This is a genomic window from Paenibacillus sp. LPE1-1-1.1, assembly GCF_040676435.1.
Classification (GTDB): domain Bacteria; phylum Bacillota; class Bacilli; order Paenibacillales; family Paenibacillaceae; genus Pristimantibacillus.
Genome location: NZ_JBEGHY010000045.1, coordinates 372,509 through 390,570 on the forward strand (window position 1 = coordinate 372,509; position 18,062 = coordinate 390,570).

At 47.1% G+C, this 18,062-nt stretch carries 12 protein-coding genes; 10 read left to right on the forward strand and 2 right to left on the reverse strand.

From position 1 onward, the window contains the following. Position 1 precedes the first annotated feature (1 nt). The 6 genes from MRBLPE1_RS30515 to MRBLPE1_RS30540 all read left to right on the forward strand — a co-directional run bounded on the left by MRBLPE1_RS30515 (position 2) and on the right by MRBLPE1_RS30540 (position 10,970). Complete coding sequence (locus MRBLPE1_RS30515) at positions 2–874, forward strand: carbohydrate ABC transporter permease (protein ID WP_364153482.1); 873 nt, start codon at positions 2–4, stop codon at positions 872–874. A gap of 105 nt (positions 875–979) precedes the next feature. Beyond that, the gene (locus MRBLPE1_RS30520; protein WP_364153650.1) at positions 980–1,810 is read left to right on the forward strand and encodes a carbohydrate ABC transporter permease; all 831 of its coding nucleotides are present in this window, start codon (positions 980–982) and stop codon (positions 1,808–1,810) included. Between the two features lie 23 nt (positions 1,811–1,833). Beyond that, positions 1,834–2,574 carry a glycerophosphodiester phosphodiesterase gene (locus MRBLPE1_RS30525; protein WP_364153484.1) on the forward strand — a complete coding sequence of 247 codons (741 nt, stop codon included), beginning with the start codon at positions 1,834–1,836 and terminating at the stop codon, positions 2,572–2,574. A gap of 38 nt (positions 2,575–2,612) precedes the next feature. Further along, positions 2,613–3,485, forward strand: coding sequence for a glycerophosphodiester phosphodiesterase (locus MRBLPE1_RS30530; protein WP_364153486.1), 873 nt, complete (start codon positions 2,613–2,615; stop codon positions 3,483–3,485). Positions 3,486–3,725: 240 nt separating this feature from the next. Further along, positions 3,726–9,668 carry an S-layer homology domain-containing protein gene (locus MRBLPE1_RS30535; RefSeq protein WP_364153489.1) on the forward strand — a complete coding sequence of 1,981 codons (5,943 nt, stop codon included), beginning with the start codon at positions 3,726–3,728 and terminating at the stop codon, positions 9,666–9,668. Positions 9,669–9,806: 138 nt separating this feature from the next. Next, positions 9,807–10,970 (forward strand): HupE/UreJ family protein, encoded by a 1,164-nt coding sequence (locus MRBLPE1_RS30540; protein ID WP_364153491.1) that lies wholly within the window; start codon positions 9,807–9,809, stop codon positions 10,968–10,970. 81 nt (positions 10,971–11,051) lie between these two features. Here the strand turns inward: MRBLPE1_RS30540 and MRBLPE1_RS30545 are convergent, their stop codons facing one another. Continuing rightward, a complete protein-coding gene (locus tag MRBLPE1_RS30545; protein WP_364153494.1) occupies positions 11,052–11,687 on the reverse strand; it encodes a hypothetical protein in 636 nt (211 codons plus the stop codon). 269 nt (positions 11,688–11,956) lie between these two features. Here MRBLPE1_RS30545 and MRBLPE1_RS30550 point away from each other — a divergent pair, with 269 nt between their 5' ends. Next, positions 11,957–12,742 (forward strand): TetR/AcrR family transcriptional regulator, encoded by a 786-nt coding sequence (locus MRBLPE1_RS30550; RefSeq protein WP_364153496.1) that lies wholly within the window; start codon positions 11,957–11,959, stop codon positions 12,740–12,742. A gap of 266 nt (positions 12,743–13,008) precedes the next feature. Here the strand turns inward: MRBLPE1_RS30550 and MRBLPE1_RS30555 are convergent, their stop codons facing one another. Continuing rightward, positions 13,009–14,058, reverse strand: coding sequence for a LacI family DNA-binding transcriptional regulator (locus MRBLPE1_RS30555; protein WP_364153499.1), 1,050 nt, complete (start codon positions 14,056–14,058; stop codon positions 13,009–13,011). A gap of 556 nt (positions 14,059–14,614) precedes the next feature. Here MRBLPE1_RS30555 and MRBLPE1_RS30560 point away from each other — a divergent pair. The 3 genes from MRBLPE1_RS30560 (at position 14,615) to MRBLPE1_RS30570 (ending at position 18,015) form a co-directional block, all read left to right on the forward strand. Next, a complete protein-coding gene (locus tag MRBLPE1_RS30560) occupies positions 14,615–15,469 on the forward strand; it encodes an ABC transporter permease (protein WP_364153653.1) in 855 nt (284 codons plus the stop codon). 16 nt (positions 15,470–15,485) lie between these two features. Continuing rightward, positions 15,486–16,367, forward strand: a complete 882-nt coding sequence (locus tag MRBLPE1_RS30565; protein ID WP_364153502.1) for a carbohydrate ABC transporter permease — start codon at positions 15,486–15,488, stop codon at positions 16,365–16,367. Positions 16,368–16,461: 94 nt separating this feature from the next. Next, entirely contained in the window at positions 16,462–18,015 is a 1,554-nt protein-coding gene (locus MRBLPE1_RS30570; protein WP_414698944.1) for an ABC transporter substrate-binding protein, read from the forward strand. The last annotated feature ends 47 nt before the right edge of the window (positions 18,016–18,062 follow it).

The following is an 18,062-nucleotide window of genomic DNA, read 5'->3' on the forward strand; positions in this document are numbered from 1 at the left end:
TATGACCGTATGGGGAAAGCTGCGTCCTTACGGCATGGTTGCACCGGCTATTATCATTTTTTCGTTGTTCTTCATCTATCCGATCTTTTACATGATCTATTTGAGTATGTTCGATTGGAATTTTATCAGCCCGACCAAGACATTCGTAGGCTTCCAGAACTTTATTGATCTGATCTCGGAGCCGGATTTCCGGCAGGTGCTCACCAACACGACGATCTATACGGTGATGACGGTAACGCTGACGACAGGTTTCGCTTTGCTGCTTGCGTTATGGCTGAATGGGAAGAGCTTCTTCCACGGGTTCGTGCAGGGGGCTATCTTTAGCCCGCATATCATTTCGCTTGTGTCCATCTCGCTGCTGTGGAGCTGGCTGATGGATCCCGAATACGGCCTGCTGAACTGGGTGATCGGACTCTTTGGCTTCGGCAAGCTGGACTGGTTGTCCCATCCGAGCACGTCGTTGATCTCGCTGGTCATGGTAGCCGTTTGGAAAGGGCTCGGATACAACGCCCTAGTGTTTATTGCGGGTTTGCAGAGCATACCGGCCGATATTTACGAAGCAGCGTCCTTGGACCGTTCGAAACCTTGGACCACATTCACGAAGCTGATTCTGCCGATGCTGTCGCCGACGATCTTTTTCCTTGTGATCATCAACATGATCGGATCGTTCCAAGTATTCGAGACCATCGCGATCATGACGCAGGGAGGCCCGGTCAATTCGACCAACACGCTGGTGTATTACATTTACGAATACGGCTTCCGGTTTTTCAAGATCGGCTATGCTTCCGCTGCAGGCGTCATTCTGCTGGTCATCGTAGGGATATTAACATTGATTTATTTCAAGCTGCTGTCGAATCGCGTTCATTACCGTTAGAGAGGAGTGGAGGTCTTGAAAGCCGTAAACCGTTCAATCGGCAGCAAGCCCGCTTTGGCTGCCGCCGATGACAAGTTGACTTTCATACGCAGTAAACGGGTGATTTTGCAAAAAGCTTTATGGGCCGCGCTGCGTGTATGTAATGTAATAGGGCTGCTGGCGCTGGTACTGATTTTCGCCATGCCTTTTATTTGGATGTTCTCCACCTCGCTGAAGACGCTGCCGGAGACGATGGTTTTTCCGCCGGAATGGATTCCGGATAAAATGGTTTGGCAAAATTACGCTGACGCTTGGAACACGGGGCCTTTCCTAAGTTATTTCATGAACAGCGTCATTATCGCGGTAGGCATACTCGTTTTGCAGATGCTGACGATTATTCCGGCTTCTTATGCTTTTGCAAGGTATAAATTCAAAGGCTCAAGTTTTCTATTTGGCATCGTTATGGTGACGTTGATGATTCCGGCCCAGCTCATCTTTCTTCCGGTTTACTTGGAGCTCAGCGCCTTCAAGCTGCTGAATACGCATCTCGGGCTCATTCTTCCGTTTGCTTCGAGCGCGTTTGGCATCTTCCTGCTGCGGCAGGCGTTCATGCAAATTTCGGATGAACTGCTTGAAGCGGCAAGGCTTGATCAAGCAGCCGAGTGGAAAATCATTGTGCAAATTATGGTGCCGATGGTAAAGCCGGTGCTCATCACCTTTGCTTTATTCAGCTTTATTGCCCACTGGAACGACTACTTCTGGCCGCTCGTCATGACAACGAACGAAACGGCAAGAACGCTGCCTCTCGGCATCGCCAAGATTAGGGAAGTAGAGGGCGTAACGACATGGAACATTCTGATGGCCGGCAACATGATACTGGTCGCTCCGATTCTGGTCGTGTTTTTCCTATCCCAGCGTCAGATCATTAAGGCATTTGTTTATAACGGGGTTAAATAAAAGTGCGGAAGGAATGAGTTCATATGATAACAATCGTTGCACACCGCGGATGGTCGGGAGAAGCGCCCGAGAATACGATCGCAGCTTTCAAGCTGGCTATGACGGACCCGGATATTCCGATTATCGAGCTCGACGTGCACTTGTCTAAGGACGGAATCCCCGTCGTCATTCACGATCATGTGCTGGACCGGACAACGAACGGTACGGGTTCTGTCAAAGCGTTTACCTTGGAAGAATTGCGCCGATTGGATGCGGGCAGCTGGTTTGCTCCATCGTTCGCAGGAGAGAGGATTCCGACGCTGGAGGAGGTGCTTCTGCTTGCCAAAGGACGCTGCAAGCTTCATGTGGAGCTGAAGTCGATGGGCGACGAGTATGAAGGCATCGAAGAGAAAGCGATTGCGATCATTCAGCGCTGCGGCATGCAGGAGGAGGTCCATCTCTCTTCCTTCGATCATGATTCGATGAAGCGTGCGAACGAAATCGATCCTACAATCCGGACGGGGCTTATTTTCTTAGGCAAGCCTACGCTTCTGATCGAACAGCTTCGGTATACGGGAGCTGCGAGCGTGTCCATGCATTACGCATTCATTACGAGCGATTTCGTAGAAGAGATGATGCAGAACGGCATCGATATAGGCGTGTGGACGGTCGATGACCCGGAGATTCTTGCCCGTATCATCGATCAATACCCCGATATGCGCATTACGACGAATCATCCGGACCGCGTGCTTCGAATCGTGAGAAAGGATCGCGTTAATTCGTAAGCCGGCGCTTCACACTTAAGAAAAAAGGAGGAGGAGCAATGGCCAGTCGAAGAGCATCCGTGGTATGGCGTAAGATCGGATTGGTATTGTTCATCCTATGCAGTGCGGCACTAACGATGTCTGCAGCCGGTTCCCATTCGGCAGAGGGGTTTCTTATCATCGCGCATCGCGGGGCTTCCGGTTATGCCCCCGAGAACACGATGGCTGCCTTCGAGCTGGCCGAGCGGATGGGCGCCGATTTCATCGAATTCGATGTACAAATGAGCAAAGACGGAGAGCTTGTCGTCATCCATGACGTTACGGTGGATCGAACGACGGCTTTCACAGGCAATGTAAGCCGCTATACGCTCAGCGAGCTGCAAGGAATGGATGCGGGAAGCTACTCCCATGCGGATTATGCGGATGAAACGATCTTATCCTTTCAAGAAGTGATGAGCCGATTCGCTGGGAAAATTGGCTTGTTGATCGAGATAAAAGAACCGTCGCTCTATCCTGGCATTGAAGAAAAAGTAGCGGATGCCGTACGGCGGTACGGGCAAGGGCTACAAGTCGCGGGATTAAGAGATACGGATCGTTTACAGCGAATGGCGAACATTGAAAACAGCCCAGCCATTATTATTCAATCTTTCGACCGCGTATCGATTCGTAGAATGCATGCCCTGCTGCCCGAAATTCCCGTTGCGGTTCTGGTTCACAAGGATCAACATCCATTGCCTGCCGGGACGCTGGATGAACTCGCTTCATACTCGTCCTACATCAACTACAGCCATGATCTGCTTGACGGGGAGCTCGTACGGGAAATCCATAAACGCAACCGTAAGGTAATGGCCTGGACCGTAAGGAATGAACGGGATATGGAGCGGATGAAGAAGCTTGGCGTGGACGGGATTATTACAGATTTTCCGGGTTAATGCAAACAAGAAATCCATGGCATGCTGCAGCAGGCCTTTGATTAGGTGCTGCATGTTATGGTTTTTTTTATGCTGCATCTGGAACCATTTCCAATTAACAATAACTTCAAACGCCGATAATACAGCTCTGATTTTTTGTTCCTATCATTAAGTTTGGAAAATAAATCCTGAAGAGAGAGGCTGAAGGATTAGTGTTCGTGCATAAGGCAATTACAATCTAAAGAAAAGAGTTGATTGAAGTTGAAATTGAAGGGCAAGGAAAGAAAAACGGCGCAAAAAATCATGTCGGTCATGATTGCGGCAGCCGTTATTTTTGCGGGTACGGTTCCTGCTCCGTCAACGTTTGCGGAGGATATCGGTTCATTGCAGGGCGATGCTGGACAAGCTGCCATTGCAAGCGAGACAGAAAAGCCGGTCATTACCTTTGTACCGAATACAACACCGATCGAGCAGCAAGATTATACCGTTACGGCTTCCGTATACGAGAGCAATGGCGTTCCGAACGTGACCTTGAACTATGAAGGCGAAGACGGCGCTTTCGTGCCGGTTCCCCTGACAAGCGGTCCGAATGTGGACGGTACAGCCGCATACTCGGGCGTTATCCCAAAAACGGCCATGAACGGCAGGACAAGCCTATCCTATTATTTGGAAGCGAATAACGGAACTTCGGCTGTACGCAGTCCGGAAGATCCCGCTAACTTTTACACGTTGAATATTGAGCCGGTGGAAGGCAAAGGCCCTTATTTGCTAATTACGGAAATCGTTTCGAATGCACGCGCTGCCGGCAAAGACCTGCCGGAAAGCTGGGAATATGTCGAGCTTTACAACAACAGCAATCGGACGGTTCCGCTGAACGAATATAAGGTCTTATACGGCTATCCGAACCTGGCCACTGCGCCGGTTCAGCTTGATTTGAAGACGGAAAAGATGCTGCAGCCAGGGGAAACCGTCGTGCTGTGGAACTGGATTGAAGGGTCAAGCGGTGACCTTGCGGGTTTTAACGCCAATTACGGAACCAGCTTGACGGAAGACCAAATCATAAGATTCGGCAATTATAATTTTAAAAACGATTCCGGACGAAGCGTTTCGATCGCTACCGATGCGGGCGAGGTTATTGCAACTGCCCGTTACAATGACAGCGCAGACGGTTCCAGCTTTGTCGAAAGCGGTACCCATGACAACTTGGACCATTCCAGCATCATTTACAAAGCCCATGCAGACGGCAATGCGATGATGGCGAAGATCGGCTCCAAAGTGAAGCCGGCAACGCCAGGCAGACTGCTGGCCGAGCAGCAGCCGGAGGCGGGAATGACGATTCCCGAAGATTTCCTGAAGCCGACGGTTGAGCATGAAAGGCCGTTCTCTTCGACGGTTGCGGAAGACCTGGTCCTTACCGCCAAGGTAAGGGACGATCAGAAGCTTGAGAGCGTGAAGCTCATGTACAAAAAAGTGGATGCGCCTGAATTCACGTCATTGCCAATGACGCTGACCGATGTTCAGGACGTATATGGCGCTTTGTTAACTAAGGATAAGCTGCTCGGCGCAGGCATGATTCTCTACTACTTCGAAGCGGCTGACGGTGCCAATACGGTTCGTTATCCGGCAAATAATACGTTGAAGTTCCAAGTGACGGATACGCTTCAGCCGGTTGCATCGCCGCTTCTTATTACGGAAGTGCTGCCTGACAATAAAGGCGGCGATGCCTATGAGTACGTGGAAGTGTACAACAATACGAACAGCTCCATTCAGCTGAAAGACTATCATATCCGTTATACGAGCCGCTATGGCGATTACGTGGCCTGGGATATCAATACGGACACGGTTATTCCGGCACAGCAAACCGGTTTGATCTGGGTGCAGTCGGCAGCGAGCAAAGACAAGCCGGTCACGGATTTCCTCAGCCATCATAAAATTAGCTTCGACAGCTCGCGCGTAGCGGTACTTTTCGCTGACGGCATGTCCAATAGCGAAGAAGGCCGAATTGTATTGACAACCGATGCGGGAGATATTGTCTCGCAGGCCTGGTTCAGTATAGCGGAGGATCAAGCCTTCGATGACGGCACGTCGATCGTATACGAATATCCGCAAGACGGCGGCAATCGGATGGTCGAGCGCGGCTTTAAGCAAGCATCGACGCCGGGGCAGCTGCTCAGCGGACAAGTTCCTGCCGATGCGATTCAGCTGGAGGCGGATACGGAACAGCCGGTTATTACGCATTCCTCAGCCGCTGACCCGCAAGCCCGGGGCAATCTGTCGCTCGAAACGACGGTAACCGATAATGGGCAAGTGAAGAAAGTGACTTTATTCTATAAGCGCAGCAATGAAACGGAATATCGCAGCGTTAATATGTCACGGACGTCAGATCATGTTTATAAATCCGAAGGCGTGCTTGCGCAGCATTTTCTGAATGCCGACGCGGTCGATTATTATTTCGAAGCAACGGACGGATTGCAAACCGCAAGCTCGCTGTCCGGAAATGGAGGCCAGCCTTACCAGCTGAAATATGAAACCTCCGAGCAAGCTCCGCTGCAAATCAATCTGCAAAACGGAGAGATTATCAGCGGGAAGAAACGTGTGTCAGGCGCAAGCCAAGATCCAGCGGCTGCATTGACTTTAGAAATGGATAGCATGCCGTTAAGCACATCCAAAACGATGCAAAGCGACGCTTTTCTGCTGCTCGAAGTAAACGACATGCAAGCGTCTTTCAAAAACGGGCTGTATATAAACGGCGAATATGCTGCTTTATTGCCGGGCAGCAGTAAATATATTCAAATTGCCGTTCCGCTTGCGGCAAACTTATTGCGAACAGGCAGCAATACGATTACGTTGACTGCAGGGAACGGAAAAAGCCCAACGGAACAGGAAGGCAATAACGATGATTTTACGATCCAAAGCGTTCAGGTCGTTTTGTGGAACGGTGACAAGCTGGCGATTGAATCGGGACGAATTCTAAATGCCAACGGTTCCTATACGAATGTCGATTTGAACGCTCCGCGGACAGCCATCGGTGACGGCAGTTCGAATGATGCGGCAGCCAAGCAGCTGGTCGAGTACACGGTTACGCTGCCGGTTGAAGCATTCAATGCCGTGTCCGCCGAGATCGATACCGCTGCTCTGCTTGACGGCGATCATACGCTGTTGCTTTCTTCGGACAGCGGAACGGCGCAATCGAAGATTATTGTCGACAATACAGCGCCTGTCATCGCAGGCCTATCTCTTGAAGAGGGTAAGGTTTACCGCGATACGCTGTCGCTCGCTGCCGATGCTTCGGATGCTGTGTCCGGCATTGCTTCGATCACCGGAACGCTCGACGGCCAGCAGGTCGCTGTTCCGTCTACGATGAAAATCGCGGGATGGAAAGAAGGAGCACACACGTTTCAGGTAACGGTAACGGATAAGGCAGGCAACGTATCGGAGGAATCGGTTACCTTCTTGATTGAAACCGAAAATCCGGAAAAGCCAAGCGAACCCGCGCCTGCCGATAAGGCGTCTGAAACCGGAACGAACCCTAACCTAAGCGTGAAGGTAACGGATCCGAACGGCGATGCGATGGACGTTACGTTTTACAAAGGCTACCGGTACGATTTCTCGGAAACAAGCACAAAGGCTGCGTACTGGAATGCTGTGGATCGCGAGCCGCCGCTCGAACTGACGCCGGCAGGGGAAACGGCGATGACGCCGAACGAAATCGAGCAGCTCAGCAAGCTGGATGGCCGTTATTTCACGAATAACGACCAGGAGAAGTTCCCGTATCAACGCTTTGACTTTACGGTTGCAGGTGAGCTTGCCGCCGACAGCGAGGTCGAAGTCGTATGGCAGGGCCATTCCATGCCGGGAAGGCAGGTCACGCTTTATACGTGGAATTACAATACGGAAGTATGGGAACGCGCCGCTTCGGGGGTAGGCGAGACCGATTTCGAATTGCGCGCAAAAGTGAATGTCGGCGATATGGTTCGGAATCAAATCGTTCACGTGCTAGTTCAAGATCTAATCCCGTCGGCGCAAGAAAAATTCACGTTCGCTTGGATAAGCGATACGCAATATTATTCGGATTCTTATCCTTATATTTATAAATCAATGACGCAGTATATCGCGAATCAGAAGGATATCCGCAATATCGCGTATTCCGTTCATACCGGGGATCTCGTCGATGATTGGGACCGTCCGGATGAATGGAAAACGGCGAGCGACAGCCAGAAAGTGCTTGAGGATGCCGGCGTGCCTTACGGCGTCGTTGCGGGCAATCACGACGTGAACCATGAAGCAGCCGATTATATGGAGTATTACAAATATTTCGGCAAGGACCGTTATGAGGATCAGCCTTATTACGGGGACAGCCCTAACAATAACCGCGATCATTACGATCTGATTTCCGCAAGCGGGCAAGATTTTATCATCATGTATTTTGGCTGGGGGATCGAAGCGGACACGATTAAATGGGCGAATGAAGTATTGGCTAAGTATCCTGACCGCCATGCGATCATTGCCACGCATGAATACATTTCCGCGAGCGGTGCATATTCCGGCGACGGAGAGAAAATATGGACGGAAGTCGTCGCGAATAATCCCAACGTGTTCATGGTGCTCTGCGGCCATATTCACGGTGCGGCCTACAATGTCAAACATGCGCCTGACGGACGCGTTGTCGTGGAAATGCTCGCCGACTATCAAAGCGGACAGGAAGGCGGCGGCGGTTTCATCCGCTTCCTGGAATTTGATACGGCGAACGAGAAAATCCATGTGTCTACTTATTCGCCATACAAAAATGACGAGAACTACTATGAAGACCCGGGACATGATAACTTTGATCTTCCATTCCTACCGATTGCTCCTGACAAGCAGGTAGCTACGGATTATATTGGCTTAAACGTATACACGAAGGAGCTTATCGGCAGCCAGAAAAAAGTGGCAAGCGGCTCGCGTGCTTCCGTCAACTGGCTTGGACTAGCCGGTGAGCAAACGTATAGCTGGTATGCGGCGGCGGCTGACCCGTATGGAGGAACAGCCGTATCCGATATTTGGTCCCTATCAACCGGCAAGCCAAACGTAAACGGCGGTGACGGCGGCAACGGTACCGTAGATACGGGCAATGGCAGCTATGGGCCTGACACGCTCGTCGTGAAACCTGCGGCGATTTCCGATCCGGACGGCGACGGCAAAGTAACGGTCACGTTATCAGATGGGCAGCGTTCCGTATTATTTACCGCAGATGCGCTGCAGCAGCTGAGCAATATCAATCTAACGATTAAGAACGGCGAGGACAATATCACTCTTCCTGGAGCGTACTTTACAGCGTTTTTGTCCAAGTACTCCAAAGGCGACCAGCTGCTCGTTTCGATTAAAGCAGCAGTTGCTTCCGCGGCGCAGCAAGCTTACCTCGGGAAAGCCGGCTCGTCTGTGGAGGTAACGGCAGCCGTCGTACAGCAGGACGGGAAAACGGCAGCCATGGAACAGCTTGAAAGCAAAGCCGTGCTGTCGCTTGAAGCGAATGGCGTGCGCAATTCCCGTTTAGCCGCGATTTACTTGATTGGATCTGACGGCTCGCTTCAGCGGGTAGAAAGCCGCTTGGAGAATGGCATTTATGCGGCGGATATTAGTAAACCGGGCATCTATGCAGTCTTGGAGTATAACAAACCGTTCGTCGATTTAGCGCAAACCCACTGGGCTTTCGATTATATTCAGGAGCTTTCCTTCCATGAGGTCATAAACGGTGTGGATGCGGATCATTACAAGCCTGGTACGGCTACGACAAGGGCAGAATTCGTGAAGCTAATCGCAGGCGTGCTCGGCTTGAAGCCAAGCGGAACAGCCGAATCCTTCTCCGACGTGAAGAAGGATATATGGTATGAGGATGCGATTATGGCTGCAGTCGAAGCCGGAATCATTCAAGGGTCAGGCGATGGGAAATTTGATCCAAACCGCCGCATTACCCGTGAAGAGATGGCGGTTATCCTGGTTAATGCGTATCAATTCAAGAACGGCAGCGGCACGGGGCCGGTCATTATCAATCCAGCATTCAAAGACGCCAGCCAAATAAGCGAATGGGCGAAGCATGCGGTCACGCAAGCGGCTGCGCTCGGCTTTTTGGAAGGACAAGGCGGCGACTTGTTCGCTCCGGATAAGCAGGCCACCCGGGCGGAAGGTGCGAAAGTCATCTATATGCTTATGGAGGCTGTAAAGTAAAGAAAGATCGGTTATACGGGTAAGCAAGGAACACAGCTCCGCATTGGACCGTCGTTCGTTATGATGGTTTCAGCAGCGGAGCTGTGTTCCATTATCTTTATGGGAACATCCCTTTTCGAGATGGAGGATATGAGACGGATGACGGTTTATTGTGAAAGATTCATACGAAAGCCCGAAATTAAGCTGGCTTCAGCATTATTCGCTCTTCTAGCCGTGCTGTTGTTTACGGGCAATAAGGCCGAAGCGCATATGAACACGATTGGTTATTCGAACATCACGGTCGACGGAAGCTCCGTTGCATACGAGCTGTATCTGGATCCCCAAGAAATTAATCAATGGGTGGACTACCAATCGGATGGCGTATTCATTATTGATCCTGGCGCCAAGCCCCGCAAAGAAGGGGAGGCTGGTTGGGCAAAAGCCGATATGGACAGGCTGATCGCCGATCATTTAGCTGTAAGCAGCGGCAGGCAAACCGTTCAAGGCAAGATCGGGGAAGTATTGATCCAAGAGAAGGAAAACAAACCGTCGGCACGCATTCTCATCGATTATAATTTTTCGCAGCCCGTGGAAAAGCTGGATATCCAGTACGATTTCTTCTTTGAAGATCTCGATCCGCAGCATCAGAATTTCTCGACGATCCATACTGCAAATGGCGATATCGAGACGGTATTTCATCAAAACCACCGTACGGTTACCTATGCGCTGGCGGAAGGAGCAGACGCGGGTACGGTAACAACGGAAGTGAAACTGCCGCGATGGGCCGTGACGCTGTTCGACTACGTATGGCTCGGCATGGAGCATATTTGGTCAGGCTATGATCATCTGCTGTTTGTGCTTGCGCTGATTTTGCTGAAGCAGCGGCTGCGTAATTATTTCGTCATTTTGACGGCATTTACGGTGGGGCATAGCATAACTATCGCTTTATCCGCGCTGGAGGTGATCCATCTGCCTTCAAGCATCGTTGAGCCATTGATCGCTCTAAGCATAGCTTATGTGGCGGTGGAGAACATTTGGTTCAAACGGATGGAATGGCGCTGGGTGATCGCTCTGGCCTTTGGGCTCATTCACGGCTTTGGCTTTGCGGAAGTGCTGCGGGGTGCGCTCGGAGACGGGTATATTTTACCGCTGTTCTCGTTTAACTTGGGCGTAGAGATTGGTCAGATCGCAGTGCTTGCCGTCGTTCTGCCGCTCCTTGTCTATGCCGGCCGCTTGCAGTGGTACCGCTCGGCGGCTTATGGTCTATCCGGTTTAATTACGCTGGTTGGCATGTACTGGTTCATCGAGAGGATATGGTTTTAACTCTAGAAACCCCTTCGAGTTTGCGGGCGTGGCGAGAAAGTGCCACGACGCTTACGCCAAGGGGTTTCGTTTTTCTAATATTTACATTGTTTTTTTATGGACAGCAGGTCTGTGAACAACTTTGATAGACTGGCCATAGAAAAGCAGGATATATGCAATATCCAGAAGAAAGATCAAGATATACATGATCGTTAATAATAGGGATTGCGGATAAAGCGAGTAGCAGAGAATGGACGCAAACAGGGTGCCTATCATTTTGAAATATGCAATAGATAGGGATTGGCCTTGAAGCTCTTTGGTCAGCAGCATTTTGATAAAGAGGATGGACATCAGCAAATTGATGCCAAAGGCCGAATAAATCCCCATTTTATCATGGAATTCAACCGCCATCCCGTAATGCAGCAGAAAAGCAATGGCAAGCAGGGAGAGGACGGAAGCATAAATGGTCCGTTTGGGGTATGAACCTTTGGAGTAATAGAGAAATTGGAGCAAAATGATGACGTCTAGAAGAAACCAGATTAAGGTTACGATTTGCTGAAGCGGATGAAACGGCATGATAAACGTTAATAGGAATTCCCAAGTAATGTTGGCGCATATGGAGGCCATAGGCATTCCGCAGGAATGATCCCTGAACCCTTTATAAATGACGAGAATATAGACGATTGTCCAAAATAAAGCAATTCCAATAAGCAGAAGAAACTCTAATTTTAATGGCAAGAGATGCTCCATACGACGGCAATCGCATCCTTTCTTAAATGGTTCATTCTTCTAGAACATGGGTGTGGCTCGTCTATGTATATGAGCCAAGCCCTCCATGTAGACCATCTGCAAGGATAATACGAGCACAACCCCAACGTTTTGCGGTACGGTGTTTTCATTGGATTTTCCGATATGATATACTGTTTATGTTGTAAACAATTTATGAAGCCGATATGGACATGCAAATAAACCGATACTTGTTTAACCATCATGGGGGATTTGAAACGATGCAGAGCGACGACTATTTGGATAACGAAGCCATTAAAAATTTGCCTCATGGCGTGAAATTGAGCTGGGGTATCGTCAAACAACAAAAAAGAGGACCAAAAGGCGAGCTGAGCATCAAGCAAATTGTCGAGGCGGCCGTCGCAATCGCCGACGAGGACGGACTTTCCGCTGTCTCTATGAATCGAGTTGCCCAGTCCCTGGGCTACTCGGCGATGTCCCTCTACAGGTACATTACCAGCAAGGAAGATCTTCTCATACTCATGCAGGACGCGGTTTGCGATATTCCGATTCCGCCTGAAGGTACGGTTACAGAATGGCGTGAAAGCATGCGGGAATACGTTAGGGCCAGCATTCTTATTTTTCGGGAGCATCCTTGGTTCGGCGATATCCCGATCATGAGCATTCCGACTACCCCAAACAATCTTCAAATCGTCGATTGGGTCCTTCGGTCCATGCGCGATCTCCCGTTAAATGATTATGAAAAAATGTCGAATATATTGCTGTTAAGCAGTTACGCAAGATCAGCGGGGATTATACAAAGGGATATGGAACGCGCCGTCCAGGCGGGATCAAGCCCTGGGGCCGTAAGCGGATTTGAGTATACGGCTGCGCTTAAGCAATTGGTTAAGCCGGAACGTTTTCCGGATCTGGCCCCGATCGTCGTCTCCGGTGCTTACACCGGAGAGAATGAGAGCGAGAATACGGTAGGCGACGACTTCGATTTCGGTTTGGAACGAATTCTTGACGGCATCGCGCATTACCTCGAACACAAGAAGTTATCCTAATCGGATAGGATTGGTTTCCTCAGGACTACAAAACAAAGAACAGCGGTAGGTTAGAGCCGCTGTTCTTTCTTTTACTTACTACACAAACAACTTGACGCTACCAGCTAAGGAGTAATGCTAGTGCAATACAAACGATTAAAACCTCCCATTAGAAGTAATCCTAGATTTATTAGGCCTAATGGGAGGTTATTTTATGAATTTGAGTGAATTATGGAAGCTGTATGAAGCTGCTAAACGGTTTCAGGGATTTTCCATTTATTTATGATCTAAACCACATCAGTTTTTTTTATACCCGTCGACTCTCTAAATTTAAGTTCTGTTTTTACATGCGTAATCTGGTATGGCTTTGTTGGTGTTTTTATTCTGGAAAGCAGCATGTCTGCGGCAATATACCCCATCTCGCTGTTGGAAATATGAACGGTCGTCAAGTGAGGCTCAACGATTCTTGATTCCGGTGCATCATCGAAGCCACATACTGCAATATCATTGGGAATTTGTATGTTCATTTTTTTTAGAGCTTTCATTACGCTTACCGCGATAAAATCATTTGCACAAACAAAAGCTGTAGGCAGCTCCTTCATTTTGTCCAGTTGTCTATCCATAAAGTTGGGTTCTGAAAAATAACGATCTTCCTCGATTACGCAATAAGACATATTTATCTCAATCTTTGACATTGCCAATGCCCTATTGAATCCATCCCATCTTTCATTAAAGCTCTTACAATGGTTGTAATCCCCCACGAAGCCTAATTTAGTATGGCCATCGTCTATGAGCTTCTTCGTAACTGCGTATGTCCCGTATTCATTTTCCATAAGAATCAGATCAGCCTTTAAGTCACTATAAAAAACGTCAGCCGCAGCATCTATAAATATGGTGGGGATGCCTACGTTGCAGATCATCTCACTATATTTTTTATCAAACATTTCAATGCATATGATTCCATCCACCTTTGACGGATCAAAGTTATTCGGAAGACTTAAAGTGTTAATATCCGCCTCACGAACAATATGAATGGATAAGTTATAGCCCTCGGAGCTGATTTTAATTTCAAGACCGCTGATAAGCAAGGATCCAAAATGGGAACTAATAGGCAAATTACATGTTAAAAGCGCAACATTTCCAGGTTTTATTGGCATAATACTTTCTGAGTCAACAAATGCAAACTGTTTATATTTTAATTCAATCGCTTTCTTTATTACTTTGTTACGTGTTTCATCAGGTATGCTTTCGACTCCGTTTAAGGCTTTGGAGGCGGTATTTCTTGAAATTCCTAATGAATCCGCTATGTCTTGTATTGTAATTTTATCTTTGGCCATTTTTACGGTTCCACCTTTATGGATAGATAACGTTATTTAATCCTATAACCTTAATGTATTATAGATTGACTAAAATTTCAATTTATATTTACAAATGAACAATTGAATTGGTGTGTTTGTTCTTTCTAAAACATGTTTACAAATGTAAATATTATTGTGTGTATAGTTGATTGGTGGATTATAAATAAAAAATCTAAAGAGAATCTAAAGAGATAGAATTGATTAAAACTAACCATAAAAATGAGGTTTTATAGGGGTAAAACCATTTTTCATGTTTAAAATAACAAAATTATTATTACATATGACTAAATTAATTTAGTTAAATGTATTGACGAATGATACTATTGTTTGATAAATTGTATTTGCAGATGCGAATGTAAGCCCTTTCTAAAGGTGCGAATGTTACTTTTCGTTTCTTTAAATATTTAGAACGGGGGTTAAAGGAGTGCAAAAGGTATTGTCAAACCTGGGTGGTAAAAGAATCGGAAAAAGGAGTCAAGGCGGCATTAAAAGTAAAGCACAGTTCATAAAGAATAACTATTTTCTTTATTTGCTGATGGCGCCGGCTGTTATTCTTACGCTTATCTTTAAATACGTACCGATGTACGGCGTAGTTATCGCATTTAAAGATTACAGCTACAGCAAAGGGATTTTAGGGAGTGAATGGGTAGGCTTCGAATATTTTATGAAATTTTTAAATGCCCCTAATTTTGAGCCTATTTTTTGGAACACGCTTAAATTAAGTGCCTATGGACTTATCTTATCGTTTCCGATACCAATCATATTGGCGCTTATGCTGAATCAATTGCGCAAGGTGGGCATTAAGAAAAATATTCAGTTAGTTCTCTATGCTCCGAATTTTATATCCGTAGTCGTGATTGTTGGTATGCTGTTTGTCTTTTTGTCTCCGACCGGACCGATTAATAAAATCATTGCGTTAACAACCGGTCATCCGATTACGTTTATGTCTGATCCGGAATATTTCCGAACGATTTATATTTTATCGGGAATTTGGCAAGCTGCAGGTTGGTCTTCTATTATCTTTGTTGCGGCATTGGCAGGCGTCGATCCAGAGCTCCATAACGCCGCGAACATAGACGGGGCAAATTTATTGCAACGGATATGGCATATTGATTTGCCTACATTAAAACCGGTTATGGCTATTTTGTTTATTTTGTCTGCCGGAGGAATTATGGCGATTGGGTTCGAGAAAGCCTATCTGATGCAGACAGCACTTAATTTGCCGACGTCTGAAATCATCGCAACTTATGTATATAAAGTAGGATTAAAAGCAGGCGACTATTCTTACTCGGCCGCAATCGGTTTATTTAATTCCGTAATAAATATTATTTTGCTTGTCCTTGTCAACTTCGTTGTTAAGAAATTAAACGAAGGCGACGGACTCTACTAAAGAAAGGAGTCGCATGATGACTATTAAGCCTACGCCTTTGGATCGTGTTGTTCTCATGATCACCTATATTCTATTAACACTTGCTGTACTGTTGGTGTTAGGGCCTTTGCTATACGTGGTCGTGGCGTCCTTCATGGAACCGACGGCACTACTGAATAAAGGAATTTCTTTTAACCTCGCTGATTACAGCGTCGAAGGCTATAAGCTCATCTTGGGTAATGAGGCCATGCTGCGCGGATTCGTAAACGCTATTTATTATTCGGCTGCATTTACAGTCGTTACCGTGCTTATATCCGTATTTGCAGGATACCCGTTATCGATTGATGATTTTGTCGGGAAAAAATCGTTTATGTCCTTGTTTATCATCACCATGTTTTTTGGCGGGGGACTGATTCCTACATTCCTCGTGGTCAAGCAATTGGGAATGCTGAACACGGTTTGGGCGATCATTCTTCCATCGGCTATCAATGTTTGGAACATCATTTTGGCAAGAACCTTTTTCAAAGGAATACCGAAAGAGCTGAAAGAGGCTGCTAAAGTGGATGGCGCATCCGAGCTGCTCATTTTTTTAAGAATCGTAATGCCGCTTTCTAAGCCAATTGTTTTCGTACTGGCGCTCTATGCTTTCGTAGGTCAATGGAATTCCTATTTCGATGCCATGATCTATCTGGAAGACCAAAAATTATATCCGTTGCAGCTCGTACTCAGATCTATCCTCATTCAGAATCAAGTGGATCCGGGGATGATAACCGATCGTTTGGCCATGGCCGAAATGAAAAGGTTGTCTGAGATCATTAAATATGCATCCATCGTGATTTCAAGTCTTCCGTTAATCGTTATGTATCCGTTTTTCCAAAAGTATTTTGAGAAGGGTGTCATGGTCGGTTCGTTAAAGTAATGAATCGATTGACATATAGAGAGCTAAAAAATGAGGAGGGTTTTGTTTGAAAAATTTAAAGAAAACAGCAGCAGTCATTTCACTAGCGACAATTATGGCAGTAACAGGGTGCAGCGGCAATTCGAATTCCAAAAATGCCGATTCTGCATCGGGCAGCAGCGGTTCAAAGCCTACGCTCAATTTCATGACGCAAAGCAATGTATTGGCGCCGGTGGATCCGAATGAAAAGCTTATTTTTAAACGCATGGAAGAGAAGACGGGTATTCATATCAATTGGAAAAACTACACAAACGATGTGTTTGCGGAAAAGAGAAATTTGGCGCTTGCTACAGGTGAGCTTCCGGATGCTATTTTTGATGCGGGACTAGCCGACTTTGACTTGTTGAAGCTGGCTAAGGACGGGACGATCATACCGCTTGACGATATTATTGAAAATCAAATGCCTAATTTTAAAAAAGTGCTGGAGCAAGCGCCGCAATATAAAGCAATGATTACAGCGCCTGATGGTCACATTTATTCGCTGCCATGGATCGAGGAGCTGGGTGCTGATAAGGAAAGCATTCATACCGTTAACAATATTCCTTGGATTAATGTGGAATGGCTTAAGAAGCTTGGTTTGAAAATGCCAACGACTACGGAAGAACTGAAGCAAGTGCTGATTGCCTTTAAGACAAAAGATCCGAACGGAAACGGAAAAGCCGACGAAATTCCATTGTCCTTTATCAACACGAATGGCGGCGGCGAAGATATCGGATTTTTATTCGGGTCGTTTGGACCGGGACTTAACTGGGATATGACGCTTGTAAGCGACGACGGCAAAGTTAATTTTGCTGCGAATAATGATGGATTCAAAGAAGGAGTCAAGTATTTTAATGAGCTTTACAAAGAAGGATTAATTGATGTCGAGTATATGACACAGGACTGGAATACTTATATCGCGAAAGGCAAAGAAGATGTCTATGGGCTGTATTTCACTTGGGACAAAGCGAACGTTACCGGAGCAAACGATAAATATGAGCCAATGCCTGCGCTTGTTGGGCCGACTGGTTTGAAAAACGTAGCGAGAACGAACGGAATGGGCTTTGACCGGGGCAGAATGGTCGTAACAAAAGAAAACAAGGATCTTGAAGCCACTGCCAAATGGATGGATCAATTGTACGATCCGCTTCAATCGGTACAGAACAACTGGGGTACTTACGGAGATGATACGCAGCAAAATATTTTTGAATTCGATGAAAGCACACAAATGCTGAAGCATTTGCCTTTGGAAGGTACGGCTCCAGGCGAATTGAGAGGTAAAACGAGCGTCGGCGGTCCACTAGCTATTTTAGACTCTTATTACGGCAGCGTGACGACAAAACCGGATGATGCGGCTTGGAGACTTGACGTCCTGAAAAAAGTCTACGTTCCTGATGTAAAAGCTAAAAATATTTATCCAAGAGTATTCTTCTCCTTGGAGGACGCAGAAAGACTTTCTGCCATTGAAGCTGATCTGTTCCCATATGTACTCAGAAAGCGTACGGAATGGACGGAGAACGGGAAAGTGGACAAAGAATGGGATGAGTACTTGAAGGAATTGGATCGTCTAGGCTTGCAGGAATATCTGACTATCAAACAAGCAGGCTATGACCGAAATGCAGGTAAATAAATAATAGATAAATTGGATAGAAGTATGCTCTAAATTTAGAGCATACT